The sequence below is a fragment of the Brevundimonas sp. genome, from assembly GCF_031412435.1.
Lineage (GTDB): Bacteria > Pseudomonadota > Alphaproteobacteria > Caulobacterales > Caulobacteraceae > Brevundimonas.
This window is the reverse complement of the sequence record NZ_JANODA010000025.1, coordinates 113543-133334: the sequence shown is the minus strand read 5'-3', so window position 1 is coordinate 133334 and position 19792 is coordinate 113543. Positions and strand designations below refer to the sequence as shown.

Below are 19792 nucleotides of genomic sequence, written 5' to 3'. Positions count from 1 at the left end.
TCGAGCGGCGCGGCTGGCCGGGGATAGCGCCTGAAAATCACCCGCCTCATCCTCCCGCGAACGGATACGGGCTCACCGACTTGGCCCAGTCGTCGACCACCAGCGCCCGGTCCATCGGCGGGGCGGCGCGTTCGGCGCAGGGGTGGCGGTGGCACAGGCGGCAGGCGGGGCCGATGGGGGTGACTTCGGGCGCGGTCAGGTCGAGACCGCGGGCGTAGGTCAGGCGGTGGGCGTGTTTCAGCTCGCAGCCGAGGCCGATGGCCAGATCCTGGCCTTCGGTGAAAGCGTCATGGCCCTGACGGTCGACGGTGCGGGCGAGGGTGAACCAGCGGCCGCCGTCGGGCGTCTCGATGATCTGGGTGATGATCTTGCCGGGCGTGCGGAAGGCGCTGTGCAGCCGCCAGCGCGGGCAGGCGCCGCCGAAGCGCGAGAAGGGAAAGGCGCCCGAGGCGAAGCGTTTGGAGATGTTGCCGGCCTGGTCGACCCGCATCAGAAAGAAGGGCACGCCCCGCGCCGTAGGCCGCGACAGGGTGGTCAGCCGGTGAGCAGCCTGTTCGAAGCCGACGCCGAACCGGGCCTGAAGCCGCGTCATGTCGTAGGCGGTCTCTTCCGCCGTGCGCTGGAAGGCCGCGTAGGGCATCAGGATGGCGGCGGCGAGGGTGTTGGTCAGGGAGACCTTAAGCAGGCGCCGCGTGGGTTCATCGGGCGTGGCTGCCGCATCGGCGAGGGCCGTCAGTTCGGCGTCATTCTCCGCGAGGGCCAGCTGATAGGCCACGGCGAAGGCGCGCGACGAGGCGCCGAGGGTCTCGGACAGCAGCAGCCGTTTGCGGTGCGGATCGTAGCGGCGTGTCCATTCGACCATGACCTCTGCGGGCAGGGTGCGGACGGTCAGGCCGTGGCGCGACTGGAGCCGGGCACGGGCGCGGGTCTCGAAGGCCTCGCCGGGCGTGTCGGCACCCATCGCGTCCGACAGGGCCTCGCCGAGGGCGTCCAGTTCGGGGAAGTGGTTGCGGCGGGCCTGGACGTATTCACGGACCCAGTCGGCGGGGCTGTCATCGTCGCGGCCGCCCATGGCGTCGGTTTCGGCCCGGTCCCGGGTGCGGCGGTCGGCGAAGGCGCGGTACAGGCGCAGCAGGGCATCGGCGGCGGCGGGCTGATCCTCGGCCAGCTGGATGATCTCGTGGCGGGGAACCGCCAGACCCTGGAAGACGGGGTCGGCGAAGGCTTCGGTCAGTTCGGCCTCGGACGCCGGGCCGCCGGACTGGCCGAGGGTGCGCAGGTCGACGTCGTAGGTGTCCGCGAGACGCAGCAGCAGCTGAGCCGAGACAGGGCGCTGGTTCCGTTCGATATGGTTCAGATAGCTGGGCGAGACGCCGAGGTCTCCGGCCATGGCGGTCTGGGTCAGGCCGCGATCGCGCCGCAGCCTTTTGAGCCGGGCGCCGAGGAACAGTTTGCGATCGGCCGAGGCGTCCATCGACGCAGAATGTCATATCATGACCAGAATGCAAGAGTCACAATATGACAACATGACACGAACTCATAGCCCGGCGATGTATCAAAAATGACAGCGGCGTGGTCTCTGTGCTGACCGAACCGAGGCGACGTTCGCCCCGGTCAGATCCTGAGCAGAGCGCCATGACCACCTTCGCCGATCTCGTTCCTTCGCCCAAAGGCCGCTTCGACGGCATCGAGCGCCCCTACACGCCGGAAGATGTCCTGAAGCTGCGCGGCTCCGTGCCGATCACCCACACCCTGGCCGAGCGCGGCGCCAATCGCCTGTGGGAGCTGCTGCACTCCGAGCCTTACATCAACGCCCTGGGCGCCGTGACCGGCAACCAGGCCATGCAGATGGTTCGCGCGGGCCTGAAGGCCATCTATCTGTCCGGCTGGCAGGTCGCGGCCGACGCCAACACGGCCGGCGCCATGTACCCTGACCAGTCCCTGTATCCGGCCAACGCCGCGCCCGAGCTGTGCCGCCGCATCAACCGCACCCTGCAACGCGCCGACCAGATCGAGCATGCCGAGGGCGGCGCCAAACGCGACTGGTTCGCCCCCATCGTCGCCGATGCCGAGGCCGGCTTCGGCGGGCCCCTGAACAGCTTCGAAATCATGAAGGCCTTCATCGAGGCGGGCGCCGCGGGCGTCCACTTCGAGGACCAGCTGGCCTCGGAGAAGAAGTGCGGCCACCTGGGCGGCAAGGTGCTGATCCCCACCCAGGCCCATATCCGCAATCTGGTCGCGGCGCGTCTGGCCGCCGACGTCATGGGCACGCCGACGATCACCGTGGCCCGCACCGACGCCGAGAGCGCCCAGCTGATCACCTCGGATGTGGATGAGCGGGATCGCCCCTTCATCGACCGCGAGAACCGCACGCCGGAGGGCTTCTTCCGCCTGAAGGAAGGCACCGGCCTGGATCACTGCATCGCGCGCGGCCTGTCCTACGCCAAGATCGCCGACCTGCTGTGGTGGGAGACGTCACATCCCTCGCTGGAGGACGCCAAGAAGTTCGCGGAAGCCGTCCAGAAGGAGCATCCCGGCAAGCTGATGGCCTACAATTGCTCGCCCTCCTTCAACTGGAAGGCCAAGCTGGACGACGCCACCATCGCCAAGTTCCAGCGCGAGCTGGGGGCCATGGGCTACAAGTTCCAGTTCGTGACCCTGGCCGGGTTCCACGCCCTGAACAACTCGATGTTCGAACTGGCCGACGGCTACCGCGACCGCGGCATGGCCGCCTATTCCGAGCTGCAGCAGCGCGAGTTCGCCAACGAGGCCGCCGGCTACACCGCCACCCGCCACCAGCGCGAGGTCGGCACCGGATACTTCGACCAGGTCGCCACCGTCATTTCCAACGGGCAGTCCTCGACGACCGCCATGAAGGAATCCACCGAGACCGCACAGTTCGTCGCGGCCGAATAACCCACCGAGGAGAGACGCATATGGAACCGCTGAGCCGCCCCCAGGCTATCATCGACTTCTGCCTGGCGCCCCTGGCGCTGGACTCCGGCTCCGAAGCTGAACGCGAGGTCCGTCGCCGACTGGAGCATGTGATCAAGACCTACCAGACCAAGCTCGCCGTCGCCTCGGCGCCGACCACGGTCGACTTCAGCCAGATGCCGTCGCAGGTGATCAACGAAGCCGCCCACGGCTACGAGTAGAAAAACAGAGCCGCCGGCACTTCGCAGTGTCGGCGGCTTTTGCTGTTCAGCGCTGCCTGAATTGGCGGTGTCGGCGGTTCACGTCGCCGAATTTTTGCCGTTCACGCCGCCGCAGCTTTTTGCCGGTTCTCACCACCGAGCTCGGCCACCAGCGCCAGCAGTTCGGCGGCATCGAAGGGCTTGGCCAGGTGCCGGTCGGCCCCGGCCGCCTTGGCCGCCGCGACATGGTCTGGCAGGGCGTTGGCCGTCAGCATGACGATCGGTGCGCGTGCCCGGCCCATGGCCAGCTCGTGCAGACGGATTTCGCGCACAGCGGTCAGGCCGTCCATCACCGGCATCTGCATGTCCATCAGGACCATGTCGAAGGCCTGGGTACGGCAGGCTTCAAGAGCCTCGGCGCCGTTTTCGGCCTGAACCAGATCGATCGGCGCCTGTGACAGGATCAGTTCGACCACCTTGCGATTGGTGGGGTGATCGTCGGCGACGAGGACGCGCAGACGACCCTCCGACGCGTCATGGGTCGTTGCGGCAACCTCCACGGGCGCGGCCGGGGCCTCGGCCACGACCAGCGGCAGGGTCAGAATGAAGGCTGATCCGCCGCCGGGTTCGCTCTCGCAGTCCAGTTCGCCACCCATCATGTCCGCCAGCTGACGGCAGATGGCCAGGCCCAGACCGGTGCCTCCGAAACGGCGGGTGATGGTGCCGTCGGCCTGTTCGAAACGGGTGAACAGGCGCGCCTTGGCTGCGGCGTCGAATCCCACGCCCGTGTCTTCGACCGTGAACCGCATGATCGGCGCGCCGGCGCGGTCCTTGCCGACACAGGCGGTCAGGCTGACGAAACCGGTGGTAGTGAACTTGACGGCGTTGGAGACGAGGTTGGTCAGAATCTGCTTCACCCTCACCACGTCGCCGCGGACCCAGACAGCGGCTTCCGGCTCGATCTCGACGAAGAACTGCAGGCCCTTGTCGGAGGCTGGCTCCCGGTACAGCTGTGCCGCGTCGTTGACTGCGCGCGACAGGTCGAACACCTCGTCAGCGATCTCCAGACGACCGGATTCGACTCGCGCCAGGTCGAGGATGTCGCTGAGCAGGGTCTGGAGCGTGTGGCCGGACGACTGGATCAGATCCAGCATCTCGCGCTGATCCGGCGCCAGATCGGTGCGGGCCAGGGCCTGGGTCAGGCCGATGACGCCGTTGAGTGGCGTCCGGATTTCATGGCTCATGTTCGCCAGGAACTCGGACTTCGCCCGGTTCGCCGCCTCCGAGGCGTCCCGCGCCTCCGCCAGCGATTTGGCGTCCCGCTTCAGATCGGTGATGTCGTTGACGACGGTGACGATGCCGCCGTTTGAGGTGCGGCGATCCTGAACACGCAGCCAGCGGTCGCCGGCGATCTGTTGCTCCATGGTGTTCGACAGGCGGCCACGGGCGGCCAGACGCTCCTCGATCCAGTCCTGTTCGCGACCGACGGCATCCTCATACAGGCCGTTGTCGATGCCCAGCTGTAGCATGTCGCGGAAGCGCACGCCGACGGCCAGGGCGCTTGTGACCTCGGGGTTCACCTCCGCATAGCGGGCGTTCCAGATCAGCAGGCGATCGTCGGCGTCGTAGAAGCCAAGCCCGTCCGGCATGGTGTCGATGGCTTCCCGCAGGTGGTTCAGCGCACTGGAACGACCCCACAGGCCCAGACTCGTGACGATGGAGGCGATGACCACGACAAGGGTGGCGCCGCCGACAACCCAAAGCAGGAGGGCTGACTCCGGGATCAGGCTGGCCGAAAGAGTGGAGGCGGGGTCAGGCGTGATGATTATCGCTGACATGCCCCCGAAATGCAGGGCGACGACGCTTAGGACCGCGAAGGTCGTATTGGCGGGGATGCGCCACCAACCGTCACGTTTGACCCAGAGCGCGGTGCAGAGGGCGAGCGCGACGCTCAGCCCCACGGCCATGGCTACGACGCCATAGTTCCAAGCGAGGGCGCCGCCCTCGATCCGCATCGCGGCCATGCCGACTAAATGCATCGCCGCCACGCTGGTCGCCGCCAGAGCCGCAGCCAGGCCTCGGATCGGTCGCGAGCCGCCGCTCAGGGCGACCGCGACGCCGAGGATCATGCCAATGATGACGATGCCCAGCGACAGCAGGGTCTCGCCCGCAGCGTAGCGGATCAGGGCGTCTGACCGGTAGCCCAGCATAGCCAGGAAGTGGGTCGCCCAGACGGCCAGGCCGCCGACCAGACCTGCGGTCGCCCCGTAGATCACGCGCACGCGAGGGGCGCTGTTGCGGGCCATGCCGATCAGGGTGATGCTGGTGGCCAGACCGACCACGCAGACGGTCGCCGCCAGCAGCGTGAGCCGCCAGTCGTGCTGCACCACCAGGCAGTGGACTATCCAGTTCAAAGGCGCGTCTTCCCCGACATTCGCGATCACTTTGAACGCCATAGGTAAAAAAACAGGCCTATGGCCCGGACGCGGCTTAGGGGGCTCGAATCCGCTCGCCTTTTCGGCGTGTCTCGTTCTAGGGAAACAGGGAGACGTCGGACGGCCCGCGCGTCGGACAGGAGGCGTGACGACCCCATGCCGTTCGACGAGTCTCCGTCCCCCGTCGCCCCGCTCGCCACCTCCAGGCTCTGGACCAATGGCGCCACTGGCGGCGTCGCCGTGATCATCATGCTGGCTCTGGCGTCGGTACGACCCGAAGCTGCGCCATGGCTGCTCGCTGGGGCTGCGGTCACCGGTTTCATGACCCTGATGGGACTGAGAGCGCCGCGGAAGGTCGCGGACGAGGGCTCGGCGGTTGTCGCCGGCGCCAGCCTGTCCGCGACTGAGGATGCCGGGCTGCTGGACAGCGTGTTCGAGGCGCTGGACGATCCGGTCATGATCGTCAGCGGCGGGGAGGCCGACGACATCGCCGGCCGCCGCATCGTGCTGGCCAATCGCGCCGCCCGCGATCTGCTGCGGATCCAGCGGGAAGGGGCGCTGCTGGTCTCGGCCGTGCGGGATCCGAATGTGCTGGAAGCGGTTGACGAGGCCCTGTTCGGCGGGGTCAGCCGGACGACGGACTATAACGCCGCGGGCGCGAGGACCCGGCACTGGAAGGCCTGGGTGCGACCGCTACCGTCGCCGGGCGGCACGACCATGGCCTTGCTGGGCCTGCGCGACGAGACGGATGTGCGGCGGATGGAGCTGATGCGCGTCGACTTCCTGGCCAATGCCAGCCACGAATTGCGCACGCCCCTGGCCTCGCTGAGCGGTTTCATCGAGACCCTGAAGGGCCACGCGAAAGACGACCCCAAGGCGCGCGACAAGTTCCTCGACATCATGGCGGCCCAGGCGGACCGGATGGGGCGGCTGGTCGCGGACCTGCTGTCGCTGAGCCGGATCGAGCTGAACGAACACATCCCGCCATCCGGGAAGGTCGATCTGCCTCGCGCGGCCTCCGACGTCGTCGATGCGGTCAGCGTGTTGTCCCAGGACAAGGGCGTGACCGTCTTGCTGGACGTCCAGCCCGGCGATGCGCGCATTATCGGCGACCGCGATGAGATCGTTCAGGTGATCCAGAACCTGACAGACAACGCGATCAAATATTCTCCGGTCGGCGGCACGATCGACCTGACGGTGCGCCATGGGCTGGATGTCGAGACGGCGGCAGGCGCCCGAGTGCCGGGCGCGACGCGGCTGTCGCTGTTGACGCCCGACCGGGAGACCGGCGTGCGCTATGTCGTGGTGACAGTGCGTGACTACGGCCCGGGCATGGCGCGAGAACATCTGCCGCGGCTGACAGAGCGGTTCTATCGCGTCGAGGGTCAGAAAAGCGGCGAACGGCCGGGAACGGGCCTCGGTCTGGCGATCGTCAAACACATCGTCAATCGCCACCGTGGCGGAATGACGGTCGAAAGCGCGCCGGGCGACGGGTCGCTGTTCAACGTCTACTTCCCGATGGCGACCGCGTCGGCGAGTGCATCCGAGCCAGCTTGACGGTTGAAAAACATCGGTCGTTTACGGCGTTGCAGAACTGTCATCCAGCCGTCGTAATCCGCTGACCATCCGAGGGCAGGTTCCGCGCCGAGACGGGCCCGGACTTCCGCGCACGTTCTGATTCTGGCGTGTGCGCTCCGGGGCCTGATGATCTGGCTTGTTCTTCCTCTCGTGGCGGTATTCGCCGTGCTCGCCTATCTGGCCGGGCGCGGTCAGGCGCAGCGTCGCGCTGCGGCCCTGGACGGCCGCCAGCACGCACACTCTCGCCCTGAGCAGCACGGCTACTACGCCCTCATCTGGGTCGCCGTGCCCGCGCTGGTCGTGACGATCCTCGCAGGCGTGTTCTCGGGGCCCGTCGCACACAACCTGCTGGCGGCCGGCGCGCCCCCGGCGGTCCAGGAGCTTGAGCAGTTCCGTCGCGAAGCCTTTTTCAATGACGCGCGCCTGACCGGAGAGGGCCAGCGGGCCTTCCAGGTCTGGCCGGGCGAACTTGGAGAGGCCCTGCCGAAGGAAGCGGCGCGTTCCGCCCGGATCCACCAGACCCTGACCTTGGGCGGTGTGGTCGCGGCGATCCTGGCGGCGGTGATGGGCGGCCTGTTCGCCTGGACGCAAATCCGGCCGACCCTGCGGGCACGCAATCGGGTTGAGGGCTGGATCGGCGGCCTGTTGTTCGCCTGTTCCGCTGTCGCCATCCTCACGACGGTCGGCATTGTCTTCTCCCTGCTATGGGACTCGCTTCGCTTCTTCCAGGCCGTGCCGGTGACCGAGTTCCTGTTCGGGACCCAGTGGAGCCCGCAGATCGCAATCCGCGCCGATCAGGTCGGTTCGTCCGGCGCCTTCGGGGCCGTGCCGCTGTTCGCCGGCACCTTCCTGATCATGCTGATCGCCATGGTGGTGGCGGCGCCCGTCGGGTTGTTCTCGGCCATCTATCTGTCGGAGTACGCCAGCGCGCTGTCGCGCGGGATCGTCAAGCCTGTGCTTGAGATCCTCGCCGGCGTTCCGACCGTGGTCTACGGCTTCTTCGCCGCCCTGACGGTGGGCCCTGCCTTCCGCGAATTCTTCAACGGCATCGGCGCGATGTTGGTCGGCGGGCCGCTCGACGGACTGGGGCAGTACCTGCTGCTGGTCCAGAACCAGATGGCCCTCGTCGCCGGCGCCGTCATGGGGATCATGCTGATCCCCTTCGTGTCATCCCTGTCCGACGACATCATCAACGCCGTGCCGCAGTCGCTGCGCGACGGCTCCTACGCCATGGGCGCGACAAAGTCCGAGACGGTAAAGCGGGTGCTTTTGCCCGCCGCCCTGCCGGGCATCGCAGGCGCGCTCTTGCTGGCCATGTCGCGGGCCATCGGCGAGACCATGATCGTGACCATGGCCGCCGGCCTCGCCGCGAACCTGACCCTGAACCCGCTCGACACCGTGACCACGGTGACCGTCCAGATCGTGACCCTGCTGACGGGGGACCAGGAGTTCGACAGTCCGAAGACGCTTGCCGCGTTCGGCCTCGGTCTGACGCTGTTCCTCGTGACGTTGCTGCTCAACATCGTGGCCCAGCGGATCGTCCAGACCTATCGGGAACAGTATGACTGACACTGGAGCCGACAAGATGTGGGCCCGCCTGGCGGCCGAGGACCCCGCCCGCGCCGCACGGCTGCAGCGTGGGCTCAAGAAGCGCTATGCCCGTGAGGGGCGCTTCAAGCTGTATGGAATCCTGGCCGTCTCGGTGGCGATCGGCTTCCTGCTGCTGCTGCTCGGCCGGATCATCGAACAGGGCCACACGGCCTTCTACGCCAACCAGATGACCGTCCAGATCTACATGGACCCCGCGCGCATCGACCGCGCCTATCCGCAGGGCACGAACTTCCAGCAGATGGTTGCGCAGCAACAGCTGGCGCGGCTCAGCGAAACCGATGACGCGCAAGGCACGAAGGCGACGGCCTATCGCGCGCTGCTGTCTTCTGAGTTGAAATTCCGCGCCGCCGACCTGATCCGCAACGACCCGTCGTTGATCGGGCGGACGATCGAGATCACCGCACCTGTCTCGGACGAGGCGGACCTCTACTACAAGGGCGAGATCACCCGCGAGACGGCCGCCGACCAGCGCCGCGTCAGCGACGAGCAGATGGCCTGGCTTGACGGCTTGAAACGCGACGGGCACGTCTCGACGACCTTCAACGCTCAACTGTTCACCAACGGCGACTCGACGGAGCCTGAGCTCGCGGGTGTTCTCGGCGCCGTCGTCGGCTCGGCCCTGATGCTTCTCGTCACGGCCCTGATCGCCATTCCGCTGGGCGTCGGCGCGGCTGTCTATCTGGAGGAGTTTTCCAGGAAGGGCCGGATCACCGACCTGATCGAGGTCAACATCAACAATCTCGCGGCCGTGCCGTCGATCGTCTACGGCCTCCTGGGCGTGGCCCTGTTCATCAACTGGATGCATCTGCCGCGATCCTCGCCGCTGGTCGGCGGTCTGGTGCTGGCCCTGATGGCGCTTCCGACCATCATCATCGCCACCCGCTCGGCGCTGAAGGCCGTGCCGCCCTCGATCCGCGAAGCCGCTCTGGCCATGGGCGCCAGTCGCACCCAGACGGTGTTTCACCACGTCCTGCCGCTGGCCATGCCGGGCGTGATGACGGGCACCATCATCTCCATGGCCCACGCCCTGGGCGAAACCGCGCCGCTGTTGCTGATCGGCATGGTCAGTTTCGTGCCGGGTATTCCCGGCGCGATCGACGAGCCGGCCGGAGCCCTGCCGTCTCTGGTCTACATCTGGGAGAACGCTTCGGAGCGCGCGTTCCACGAGCGGACGGCTGCGGCCATCCTGGTTCTCCTCGCCTTCATGATCGTCATGAACGCCGCCGCGATCCTGCTGCGTCGGCGCTTCGAACGTCGGTGGTAAGTCAATGAAATTTCCCTTCTTCCGCAGCCCCGACGGCAACGAGGGCGGCAGCTCGAGCGACACCCCGCTGATGGGCGGTCAGGTTGTGCCCGGCGCCAGGACAGAGCCTCTGGACGGCGAGCGTCGTGACGAATCCGTCCTGTCCCCGCAGCCGGAAACGGCGGGCGGCCTGGCCGGTCGCGTGCCCGAGGTCAAATCTCCGTCGGGCCCCGCCGGTCCGACCAAGATCGCGGCCCGCGACGTCTCGGTGTTCTACGGCGACAAACAGGCGCTGTACGACGTCTCGCTAGATATCCCGGACAAGACGGTCACGGCCTTCATTGGCCCGTCGGGCTGCGGCAAGTCGACCTTCCTGCGCACGATGAACCGAATGAACGACACCATCCAGGGCTGCCGCGTGACCGGCAGCATCCTGATGGACGGTCAGGATATCAACGCCAGGGCGGTGGATCCCGTGTTGCTGCGCGCCCAGGTCGGGATGGTGTTCCAGAAGCCGAACCCCTTCCCGAAGACAATCTACGAAAACGTCGCCTATGGTCCCAAAATCCATGGCCTGACGACGTCGAAAGCCGAACTCGACGGCGTCGTCGAGAGCTCCTTGAAGAAGGCCGGTCTGTGGGACGAGGTCGCCGATCGTCTGCATTCGGCCGGCACCGGCCTGTCGGGCGGCCAGCAGCAGCGTCTGGTCATCGCGCGCGCTATCGCGGTGAACCCTGAAGTCATCCTGATGGACGAGCCCTGCTCGGCGCTGGACCCGATCGCCACGGCCCGGATCGAGGAACTGATCGACGAACTGCGCGAGCGCTATTGCATCGTCATCGTCACCCACTCGATGGCCCAGGCGGCCCGGGTGTCGCAGCGCACCGCCTTCTTCCATCTCGGCCGCCTGGTCGAGCACGGCAATACCGAGGAAATCTTCACGAATCCCCGCGAACGGCGCACGCTGGACTACATCACGGGACGCTTCGGTTGAACCAGCACACGGTCAAGGCCTACGGCGACGAACTGAACCAGCTGACCGCCGAGGTTGCCCGCATGGGCGGTCTCGCCGAGGCCCAGGTGGCGGACGCGGTCGAGTCGGTCGCACGCCGCGACATCGCCCTGGCGCGGGCGGTGGTGGAGCGCGACGCCAAGGTCGACGCCATGCATCGCGACATCGAGAAGAAGGCGATCCGCCTGATCGCCCTGCGTCAGCCGGTGGCGTCGGACCTGCGCAAGACCCTGGCCGCCATGAAGCTTTCGGTCGATCTGGAGCGCACCGGCGACCTGGCCAAAAACATCGCCAAGCGCGCCCTGAGCCTGGCCGAAACCGAGCCGATGCAGCCCCTGACCCGCTCGATCGAGCGGATGGGCAAGCTGGTGTCGATGCGGCTGCGCGACGTGCTGGACGCCTATACGGCCTCCGAGATCGACCGGGCCATGGCGGTCTGGGCCTCCGACGACGAGGTCGACGAGCATTACAACGCCCTGTTCCGCGAGCTGCTGACCTACATGATGGGCGACCCGCGCACGATCAGCGCCTGCACTCATCTGCTGTTCATGGCCAAGAACCTGGAGCGGATCGGCGACCACGCGACGAACATCGCCGAGGTCATCCATTACGAGATCACCGGTGACGAAATGACCGGCGAACGCCCGCGCTGGACGCCCACGCCGGGCGACTGGGATGCGGATTCGGGGCACCTGCCCACACCGCCCCCCGCGACGACGACCTGACGGAGAGACCTGAGTGCAGCCCTATATCCTGGTGATGGAAGACGAGGACGCGCTGGCGACCCTGCTTCAGTACAACCTCGAAAAGGAGGGCTACGACGTCGTCGTCGCTGCCGACGGGGAGGAGGGCCTGGTCCAGATCGACGAGCGTCAGCCGGATCTGGTCCTGCTCGACTGGATGCTGCCCAAGGTGTCCGGCATCGAGGTCTGCCGGCGTATTCGCGGGCGGCCGGAGACGCGCAACCTGCCCGTCATCATGCTCACCGCGCGGGGCGAGGAATCGGACCGGGTGCGCGGCCTCGACACCGGCGCCGACGACTATCTGACCAAGCCCTTCTCGATGACCGAGCTGATCGCGCGCATCCGGGCGGTGCTGCGCCGCATCCGACCGGGTCTGGCCGACGACCGCGTGGGTCACGGCGACATCGTCATCGACCGCGTCGCCCACCGGGTGAAGCGTTCGGGCAAGGAGGTCCATCTGGGCCCGACCGAGTTCCGCCTGCTGGACCATTTCATGCGTCATCCGGGTCGGGTGTTCAGCCGCGAACAGCTGCTGGACGCCGTCTGGGGCTCGGACGTCTATGTCGAGGCCCGCACCGTGGACGTCCACGTCGGCCGTCTGCGCAAGGCCCTGAACGTCGACGACAGCGCCAACCCGATCCGCACCGTGAGGTCGGCGGGCTATTCGCTGGATCTGGAAGGCTGACCCTTCGCTGATCCGCGCGTGATCAGCACCCCGAAGACCGCCGCCAAGGGGAACATCAGTACGCCGTAGACGGCGGCCGGCATCGACATGTCTGGGTTCCTGAGCACCGACTGGGCGATGACGATGGCCAGGGTGGCGTTGTGCAGGCCGACCTCGAAGGCGCTGGCGATCGACTGCGGCCGGTCGACGTTCAGCCAGCGGGGAACAAGGAAGCCGATGCCGAGGCTGACCACACAGAAGGTGATGACAACCCCGGCGATGGCGGCGAAATGCTGCGTCAGGATGTCGATCTGGGCGGCGACGGCGCCGATGATGACCAGGGTCAGGATCACGACCGAGGCGATGCGCACGGGCTTGTCCATGGCCGCCGCGAATGCAGGCCTGAAATTCCGCACCAACATGCCCAGGGCCACGGGGCCGAGCACGATCAGGAAGACCTCGACGGTCTTCTTCAGCTGCAACCCGACCTGACCGCCGCCCGGATCGAAATACGCCAGCGACAGGTTGACCACGATCGGCAGGGTGATGACGGCGACGACCGAATTGATGGCCGTCAGACTGATGTTCAGGGCCACGTCGCCCCGGAACAGATGGCTGTAGAGGTTGGCCGTGGTGCCGCCCGGCGAGGCCGCCAGCAGCATCATGCCAACCGCGAGGACGGGCGGCAGACGGAAGGCCATTACGAGGCCGAAACAGATCAAAGGCAGGAGAATCAGCTGGCAGGCGAGGGCGATGGTCACCGCCTTGGGCCGGCGTCCGATGCGAACGAAATCACCGGTCGTGAGGCTGAGCCCCAGGCCGAACATGATGATCCCCAGCGCGATCGGCAGCCCGATGACGGTGATGGCTGATCCCATGAGCGTATCCCCCGAGCGCTGTCTCGCGCCTTCGGTCCGAGCCTGTCATGTCCCGCCTGCGACACCAAGAGACGGCGCGTCGCATCGAACCATGCAGGTGCCGGTTCGAACCCTTTCCTCCGCCCCTGAAACCGTTACGGTCCCGACCTCAGATTTCCGGGAGTTTCGCCCATGCGCCGCCGTACCTTCCTGTCGACCCTGCCCGCCGGGGCGCTGATGGCGACGGCCGGGGCGCCTGCCGCCGCGCGACCGGTCATCCAGACTTCGCCCGGGAACCCCTTCGCCGACGTGACCATGGGCGACCGGATCACGGGCGCGCCGTTCGCGGGGCGGTCGACGGTCTGGGGCACGAACGGCGCGGCGGCGACGGCGCATCCGACGGCGACCCTGATCGGGATCGACACCCTGAGGCGCGGGGGCTCGGCCATCGACGCCGCCATCGCCATCAACGCCGCCCTGGGCTTCCTGGAGCCAACCGCCAACGGCATCGGCGGCGACGCCTTCTGCATGCTGTGGGATCCGGCGCAGCGGAAGGTGGTCGGCTTCAACGGCTCCGGCAACAGTCCGCTCGGCCTGTCGCTGGAGACGGCGCGGAGCCGGACCGTGGACGGCCATCTGCCGCGCTATGGAGCGGTGACGGTCAATGTGCCGGGCACGGTCGATACCTGGTGGAGCGCGCACCAGCGCTACGGCAAGCTGCCGTGGAAGGACGTGCTGATCCCGGTCGCCGAGCTGTGCGAACAGGGCGTGCCCATGCCCCAGACCATCGCCTGGTACCTGGAACGGAACATGGCCGGGTTCGACCGGGCCGGCGGCATCGAGGAGAACGACAACCGCAAGACCGTCTATGCGCCGGGCGGGCGGACGCCGCGCGTCGGCGAGGTCTTCGCCAACCCCCATCTGGGTCGCACCCTGAGGCTGATCGCCGAGGGCGGGCGCGACGCCTTCTACGAGGGGGAACTGGCCGAACAGATGGAGCGGTATTTCCGGCGGATCGGCGGCTGGATGACCCGCGCGGACCTGGCGGCGCATCGCACCGAATGGGTCGAGCCGATCCGCACCGACTATCGCGGGGTCGATGTCTATGGGCTGGGACCGAACACACAGGGCCTGTCGACCAACCAGATCCTGAACATCTGCGAGCAGTTTGACCTGAAGGAGATGGGCTTCCAGTCGGCCGCCTCGATCCACCATCAGGCGGAGGCCAAGCGGCTGGCGTTCGAGGATCGGGCCAGATGGTTCGCCGATGAGCGGTTCTCGCGGACGCCGGTCGAACGGCTGAACTCCAAAGCCTATGCCGCCGAGCGGGCGCGACTGATCCGGCCGGACCGGGTCATGGACCGCGCCTTCCCGGGCGACGCCCCGACCCAGGGCGACACGACCTATTTCAGCGTCGCCGACAGGGACGGAATGATGGTCAGCTGGATCCAGTCCAACTATCGCGGCATGGGGTCGGGACTGGCCCCCGACGACGGCGAGCGGCCGCTGGGATTCATGTTCCAGGACCGGGGCGAGCTCTTCGCCCTGACCGACGGTCACCCGAACGTCTATGCGCCGGGCAAGCGGCCGTTCCACACGATCATCCCCGGCTTCGCCTGCAAGGACGGGGAGCCGTGGATGGCGTTTGGGGTCATGGGGGGCGGCATGCAGCCTCAGGGCCAGGCCCAGATCATCATCAACATGGTCGACTATGGTCTGGAGCCGCAGGAGGCGGGAGACAGCCCGCGCTGGCAGCACGAGGGCTCATCCGAACCGACGGGCCAGGCGGCTGAGGGCGTTGGCGTGCTGCATCTGGAGAACGGCGTACCGCAGGCGACACGGGCGGGGCTGGAGGCCAAAGGCTGGGTGCTTGGCCCGACGAACGGCGGCTTCGGCGGCTATCAGAACGTCGTGCGCCAGAACAACGGGGAAGGGCGCTGGACCTATGGCGCGGCGACCGAGATGCGAAAGGACGGGATCGCGCTGGCTTATTGAACCTCGGCCTGGGCATCCACGACGTCAGGCTCCAGCCTGTAGAGCGTGCCGCAGTATTCGCAGGTGACGTGGATCTTGCCGTCGGGTTCGACCATGTCCGCGCGTTCTTCCGGCCCGAAGGAGGACAGGACAGCGCCGATGCGGTCGGCGGAGCAACGGCACTGGGCCTTCAGGGCGCGGGCGTCCTCCAGCCGCACGCCGTCCTCGTGGAACAGGCGGAACAGCAGGATCTCCGGCGTGATCGTCGGATCGACCAACTCGTCGTCTCCGAGCGTCTGGAACAGGGCGCGGGTGCGGTCCCACACCTCTTCGGTCGAGCCGCGTGCGTCGTCGGCGGCGATAAGCTGGATCAGGGCGCCGCCGGCGCGCCAGGTCGTGCCGGTCTCGTCGGTGACGGAGCCGACGGCGAGACGGACCTTGGTCGGGATCTGCTCGGACTGGACGAAATAGTGTTCGGCGGCCAACGACAGGCTCTCGCCCTCGATCGGCGTGATGCCCTGGGTCCGTTCGAAGTCGGGGCCGCGATCCAGGGTCATGACGAAGACGCCCTGGCCCAGCAGGGTGCGGGCGCCCGGGCGCGCGAATCCGGAGGAGGCGGCGGCGACCTCGTCTTCGTCGAAGCGGCAGTAGCCGCGCAGGTGACCCTCGGTGTCATAGTCGGCGACGACGTAGCGGACCGGCCCGTCGCCCTGGGCCTGGACGATCAGCCGGCCTTCGAACTTCAGCGCCGACCCGACCAGGGCCGCGAGCGCGCAGGCCTCGCCCAAGAGGGCTGCGACCGGCTCCGGATAGGCATGGGCCGACAGAATCTTGTCTATGGCGTCGCCGAGACGGACCAGGCGGCCACGCACGGGCCAGCCCTCGATCTGGAAGGCGGCGGCGAGATTGTCCGTCGGCGCGGAAACGGCTGCGGGCTCGTGATCGGTCACGGCGAGTCCTTGAAGGGGAGGATGTCGAGAACGGTGCAAGATAGGAAACGCGAGGCCGGTTGGTAAGGGCGACCGCCTGTTGGCTCGCGCGGGCGCGTTGGCGTGCTATCTGTCGCAACCGGGCGCACGGCCCGCCCGTTTCGAAGCCGATACCGACGAAAGCCTCGCCCATGCCCGCCAAGCCGAACCTGAAACCCGTCAGCCAACAGGCCATCGTCATCACCGGCGCCACCTCCGGCATTGGTCTGGCCACCGCACGTCGGGCGGCCAAGGCCGGGGCCTGTGTCTTCCTGATCGCGCGTGGCGAGGGCGACCTGCGGGCGCTGGTCGAGGAACTTCAGCAAGAGGGGGGGCGCGTCGCCTACGCCGTCGCCGACGTCGCCGACTATGAGGCCCTGGCCGAGGCGGCGGACAAGTGCCGACGGCTGTTCGGCGGCTTCGACACCTGGGTAAACAATGCCGGCGTCTCGATTTACGGCTCGATCCGCGAGACGACGCTGGAGGATCAGCACCAGCTGTTCGAGACCAACTACTGGGGCGTGGTGAACGGGTCGCTGGTGGCGGCCGAACATCTGCGCGCGCGACCGGACGGCGGCGCCATCGTCAACGTCGGCTCGGTCCTCGGTGACGCCCCCATGCCGGTGCAGGGCGTCTATTCGGCGTCGAAGCACGCGGTGAAGGGGTTCACCAACGCCTTCCGCATGGAGCTTATGCGCGAGGGCGCACCGGTCGCCGTCAGTCTGGTCAAGCCCGCAGCGGTGGATACGCCTTATCCGAAGCACGCTCGTAACCTGACAGGCTATGCGGTGCAGAACCCGCAACCTGTCTATGCCGCCCACGTCGTGGCGGACACCGTCCTGTGGTGCGCCTCCCATCCGATCCGGGAAATCACCGTCGGCGGGGGAGGGCGCGTCATAGCGTCTTTCTACGCCCTGCTGCCAGGCCTGGCGGAACCACTTTTCGCCCGGTTCGCTCCTGTCCTCATGCGGGACAGGGGTTCCGCCTATCAGCCGTATGACGACGGGCTCTATGACCCGACCGATGACGGCCTCGACGAAGAGGTTCATTATCCCATGGTCCGACAGTTCAGCGCCCTGGCCGAAGTTCGCAAGCACCCCGGCTACACCGCAGGCTCCATCGCGCTGGTCGCGACGGCGGCGCTCGTGACCTATCTGTTGACGCAGCGGACAGGTCCACGCCGGTTCGATGAACTGCGCGACCGGTTCGATCCGCGTGGCTGGATCGACGCGGAGGCCCTGCGGCACCGGTTCGAGGACATCTCGCGCGGCCTGACCGAGCGTGCGGAAGACGTCAGTGACCGCGCCGGCGACCTGGGCGACGACGCGCGTCATCAGGCGAAGAAGCTGCTGAAGCGCGGCCAGCGGGCCGTTTCGGACAAGCGGCGGCAAAAGTATGCACGTGACGCCCGGCGCTATGCGGATCAAGCTGGCCACCAGGCGCGACGCTATGCCGGTGACGCCGGTCGCTACGCCAAGGATCACGCTCGTGAGGGCGGTGTCCTGCTGGCCGTGGCGACCATCGCGGCGGCCATCGGGGCCGCAGCTCTCGAAAGCCGGCGACCGGACAGCCGCGTGCGTCGCCTGACGGGCCTCTAAAGACCCACAAACCCGTTGCTGCGACTGCGAAGGTCGGCGAAAGAGGGGCATGACCGCCGCTCCGACGCTGATTTTCGACTTCGATTCGACGCTTGTGCGCATCGAAACCCTCGAAGCCCTCGCAGATATAGCCCTTCAGGGGCATGGCGATGCCGCCTCGATCCGCGGGCAGATCGCCTCGCTTACCGACCGGGCCATGGCGGGAGAGGTCGATTTCGGCGAGTCATTGCGGGCGCGGCTGGCCCTGCTGCCGCTCACCAGGGCGCATGTTCAGACGCTGGCTGACCGCATCCTGGAGGAGGGCACACCGTCGGTGCGGCGGAACCTGCGATTCTTCAACGAGAACGCGGCCAACATCATTATCCTGTCGGGCGGCTTCCGCGAGGTGATCGCGCCGGTCGCAGAACGGCTGGGCGTGTCGCCGGACCGGGTGATCTGCAATGACCTGATCTACGACGCAGACGGGGTGGTGACGGGCGTGGACGACGTCAATCCGCTGTCGCACGAGAACGGCAAGCCGACGGTGATCAAGACGCTGGGGCTCACGGGGCCGGTGGTCATGGTCGGCGACGGCTGGAACGACGCAGAGGTCAAGCTGGGCGGGGCGGCCGACCGGTTCTACGCCTTCACCGAGATCGCGCGGCGCGACAAGGTCGTGGCCGTGGCGGACGGCGAGGCGAAATCGATCGACGAATTGCTGCATGCCGAGGGACTGGCCGGGCGCTGGTCCTATCCACGCAGCCGTATCCGCATGCTGCTGCTGGAGAACATCCACCCCGCCGCCGTCGAGCGGCTGGAGGAGGCGGGATACTCCGTCGAGACGATGAAGGGGGCTTTGGACGAGGCGGACCTGATCGAGAAGATCAAGGGCGTTCATGTCCTCGGCATCCGCTCCAAGACGAATGTGACCGAGGCGGTGCTGGAGGCGGCGGATCGTCTTCTGGCGGTCGCGGCCTTCTGCATCGGCACGAACCAGATCGATCTGGACGCCTGCGCCGCACGGGGCGTCGCGGTTTTCAACGCCCCCTATTCGAACACCCGCAGCGTCGTCGAACTGGCCATCGGCCTGACCATCACCCTGATGCGCGACGTGGTCGACAAGTCGGCGGCGATGCACGAGGGCCGGTGGAACAAGTCGGCCGACGGGTCCCGCGAACTGCGCGGCAAGACGCTGGGCATCGTGGGTTACGGCGCCATCGGATCGCAGCTGTCCGTGCTGGCCGAGGCGCTGGGCATGCGGGTCATCTTCCATGACCTTTCGGAACGGCTGGCGCTGGGCAATGCGAAGCGGATGCGGTCGCTGGACGCGCTTCTGGCCGAGGCCGATGTGGTCACTCTGCACGTCGACGGGCGGCGCGAAAACACCAATCTGATCGGCGCATCCGAGTTCCAGATGATGCGGCCGGGAACCCTGTTCCTGAACCTGTCGCGCGGTCATGTCGTCAATGTCGGCGCGCTGGCCCAGGCCATCGGTTCGGGCCGGATCGGCGGGGCGGCGCTGGACGTCTTCCCCGAGGAGCCGCGCACCAACGCCGATCCGTTCGACAGCCCGCTGATGGGTCTGAAGAACGTCATCCTGACCCCGCACATCGGCGGCTCGACCGAAGAGGCGCAGGAAGCAATCGCCGAGTTCGCGGCCGAGCGCCTGCTGGGCTATCTGAACCGCGGCGACACCACCTTCTGCGTCAACCTGCCCAACGTGCAGCTGGCCGAGGTCTCGGGCGGCCACCGCATCCTGCACATCCACCGAAACCAGCCGGGCGTCCTGGCCGAGCTGAATCGCGAGCTGTCGGCGGCCGGGTTGAACATTCTCGGCCAGCACCTGAAGACCGACGAAAAGACCGGCTACGTCATTATGGACGTGGACCGCGACTACGACCCTCAGGCGCTCCGTGTCCTGAAGAGTGTGGCCGGAACGCTTCGCTTCCGCCTTCTGCACTAGGAACCTTCCCTAGCGGCATCTTGCGCTCCCGTA

At 67.3% G+C, this 19792-nt stretch carries 15 protein-coding genes and 1 pseudogene; 12 read left to right on the top strand and 4 right to left on the bottom strand.

Annotated features, from left to right (window positions below):
* Positions 1 to 46: 46 nt before the first annotated feature.
* Positions 47 to 1474 (bottom strand): short-chain fatty acyl-CoA regulator family protein, encoded by a 1428-nt coding sequence (locus RMO01_RS05095; protein WP_309627957.1) that lies wholly within the window; start codon positions 1472 to 1474, stop codon positions 47 to 49.
* 161 nt (positions 1475 to 1635) lie between these two features.
* On the opposite strand from RMO01_RS05095, the gene aceA reads away from it, so the two are divergent.
* Both aceA and RMO01_RS05085 read left to right on the top strand, forming a co-directional pair.
* Positions 1636 to 2916, top strand: a complete 1281-nt coding sequence (gene aceA / locus RMO01_RS05090) for an isocitrate lyase (protein WP_309627956.1) — start codon at positions 1636 to 1638, stop codon at positions 2914 to 2916.
* A gap of 20 nt (positions 2917 to 2936) precedes the next feature.
* A complete protein-coding gene (locus RMO01_RS05085; protein ID WP_309627955.1) occupies positions 2937 to 3155 on the top strand; it encodes a hypothetical protein in 219 nt (72 codons plus the stop codon).
* 101 nt (positions 3156 to 3256) lie between these two features.
* On the opposite strand, the gene RMO01_RS05080 is transcribed toward RMO01_RS05085, so the two are convergent.
* Positions 3257 to 5548, bottom strand: coding sequence for an ATP-binding protein (locus RMO01_RS05080; protein WP_309627954.1), 2292 nt, complete (start codon positions 5546 to 5548; stop codon positions 3257 to 3259).
* 177 nt (positions 5549 to 5725) lie between these two features.
* On the opposite strand from RMO01_RS05080, the gene RMO01_RS05075 reads away from it, so the two are divergent.
* The 6 genes from RMO01_RS05075 (at position 5726) to phoB (ending at position 12441) form a co-directional block, all read left to right on the top strand.
* Positions 5726 to 7126: an ATP-binding protein gene (locus RMO01_RS05075; protein WP_309627953.1), complete on the top strand. Its 1401-nt coding sequence runs from the start codon at positions 5726 to 5728 to the stop codon at positions 7124 to 7126.
* A gap of 147 nt (positions 7127 to 7273) precedes the next feature.
* Positions 7274 to 8716, top strand: a complete 1443-nt coding sequence (gene pstC / locus RMO01_RS05070) for a phosphate ABC transporter permease subunit PstC (RefSeq protein WP_309627952.1) — start codon at positions 7274 to 7276, stop codon at positions 8714 to 8716.
* Positions 8709 to 10022, top strand: a complete 1314-nt coding sequence (gene pstA, locus RMO01_RS05065) for a phosphate ABC transporter permease PstA (protein WP_409013046.1) — start codon at positions 8709 to 8711, stop codon at positions 10020 to 10022. Before pstC ends, pstA begins: the two co-directional genes overlap by 8 nt.
* Positions 10023 to 10026: 4 nt before the next feature.
* Entirely contained in the window at positions 10027 to 10995 is a 969-nt protein-coding gene (gene pstB / locus RMO01_RS05060; RefSeq protein WP_309627951.1) for a phosphate ABC transporter ATP-binding protein PstB, read from the top strand.
* On the top strand, positions 10992 to 11738 hold the full coding sequence (gene phoU / locus RMO01_RS05055; protein ID WP_309627950.1) for a phosphate signaling complex protein PhoU: 747 nt from the start codon (positions 10992 to 10994) through the stop codon (positions 11736 to 11738). Before pstB ends, phoU begins: the two co-directional genes overlap by 4 nt.
* A 13-nt stretch (positions 11739 to 11751) precedes the next feature.
* The gene (gene phoB, locus RMO01_RS05050; RefSeq protein ID WP_309627949.1) at positions 11752 to 12441 is read left to right on the top strand and encodes a phosphate regulon transcriptional regulator PhoB; all 690 of its coding nucleotides are present in this window, start codon (positions 11752 to 11754) and stop codon (positions 12439 to 12441) included.
* Here phoB and RMO01_RS05045 read toward each other — a convergent pair.
* Positions 12417 to 13298: a bile acid:sodium symporter family protein gene (locus RMO01_RS05045; protein WP_309627948.1), complete on the bottom strand. Its 882-nt coding sequence runs from the start codon at positions 13296 to 13298 to the stop codon at positions 12417 to 12419. The two genes, phoB and RMO01_RS05045, sit on opposite strands and share 25 nt — an antisense overlap.
* 171 nt (positions 13299 to 13469) lie before the next feature.
* On the opposite strand from RMO01_RS05045, the gene RMO01_RS05040 reads away from it, so the two are divergent.
* On the top strand, positions 13470 to 15272 hold the full coding sequence (locus tag RMO01_RS05040) for a gamma-glutamyltransferase family protein (protein WP_309627947.1): 1803 nt from the start codon (positions 13470 to 13472) through the stop codon (positions 15270 to 15272).
* Here the strand turns inward: RMO01_RS05040 and RMO01_RS05035 are convergent.
* Positions 15266 to 16201, bottom strand: coding sequence for an Hsp33 family molecular chaperone (locus tag RMO01_RS05035; RefSeq protein WP_309627946.1), 936 nt, complete (start codon positions 16199 to 16201; stop codon positions 15266 to 15268). The genes RMO01_RS05040 and RMO01_RS05035 overlap by 7 nt on opposite strands.
* Positions 16202 to 16371: 170 nt before the next feature.
* On the opposite strand from RMO01_RS05035, the gene RMO01_RS05030 reads away from it, so the two are divergent.
* The 3 genes and pseudogenes from RMO01_RS05030 to serA all read left to right on the top strand — a co-directional run bounded on the left by RMO01_RS05030 (position 16372) and on the right by serA (position 19759).
* Positions 16372 to 17817, top strand: a complete 1446-nt coding sequence (locus tag RMO01_RS05030) for an SDR family oxidoreductase (protein ID WP_309627945.1) — start codon at positions 16372 to 16374, stop codon at positions 17815 to 17817.
* A gap of 49 nt (positions 17818 to 17866) precedes the next feature.
* Positions 17867 to 18394: pseudogene (locus RMO01_RS18080) on the top strand (HAD family hydrolase); the annotation flags it as partial.
* A gap of 135 nt (positions 18395 to 18529) precedes the next feature.
* Positions 18530 to 19759, top strand: coding sequence for a phosphoglycerate dehydrogenase (gene serA / locus RMO01_RS18075; protein ID WP_409013048.1), 1230 nt, complete (start codon positions 18530 to 18532; stop codon positions 19757 to 19759).
* Positions 19760 to 19792 lie beyond the last annotated feature (33 nt).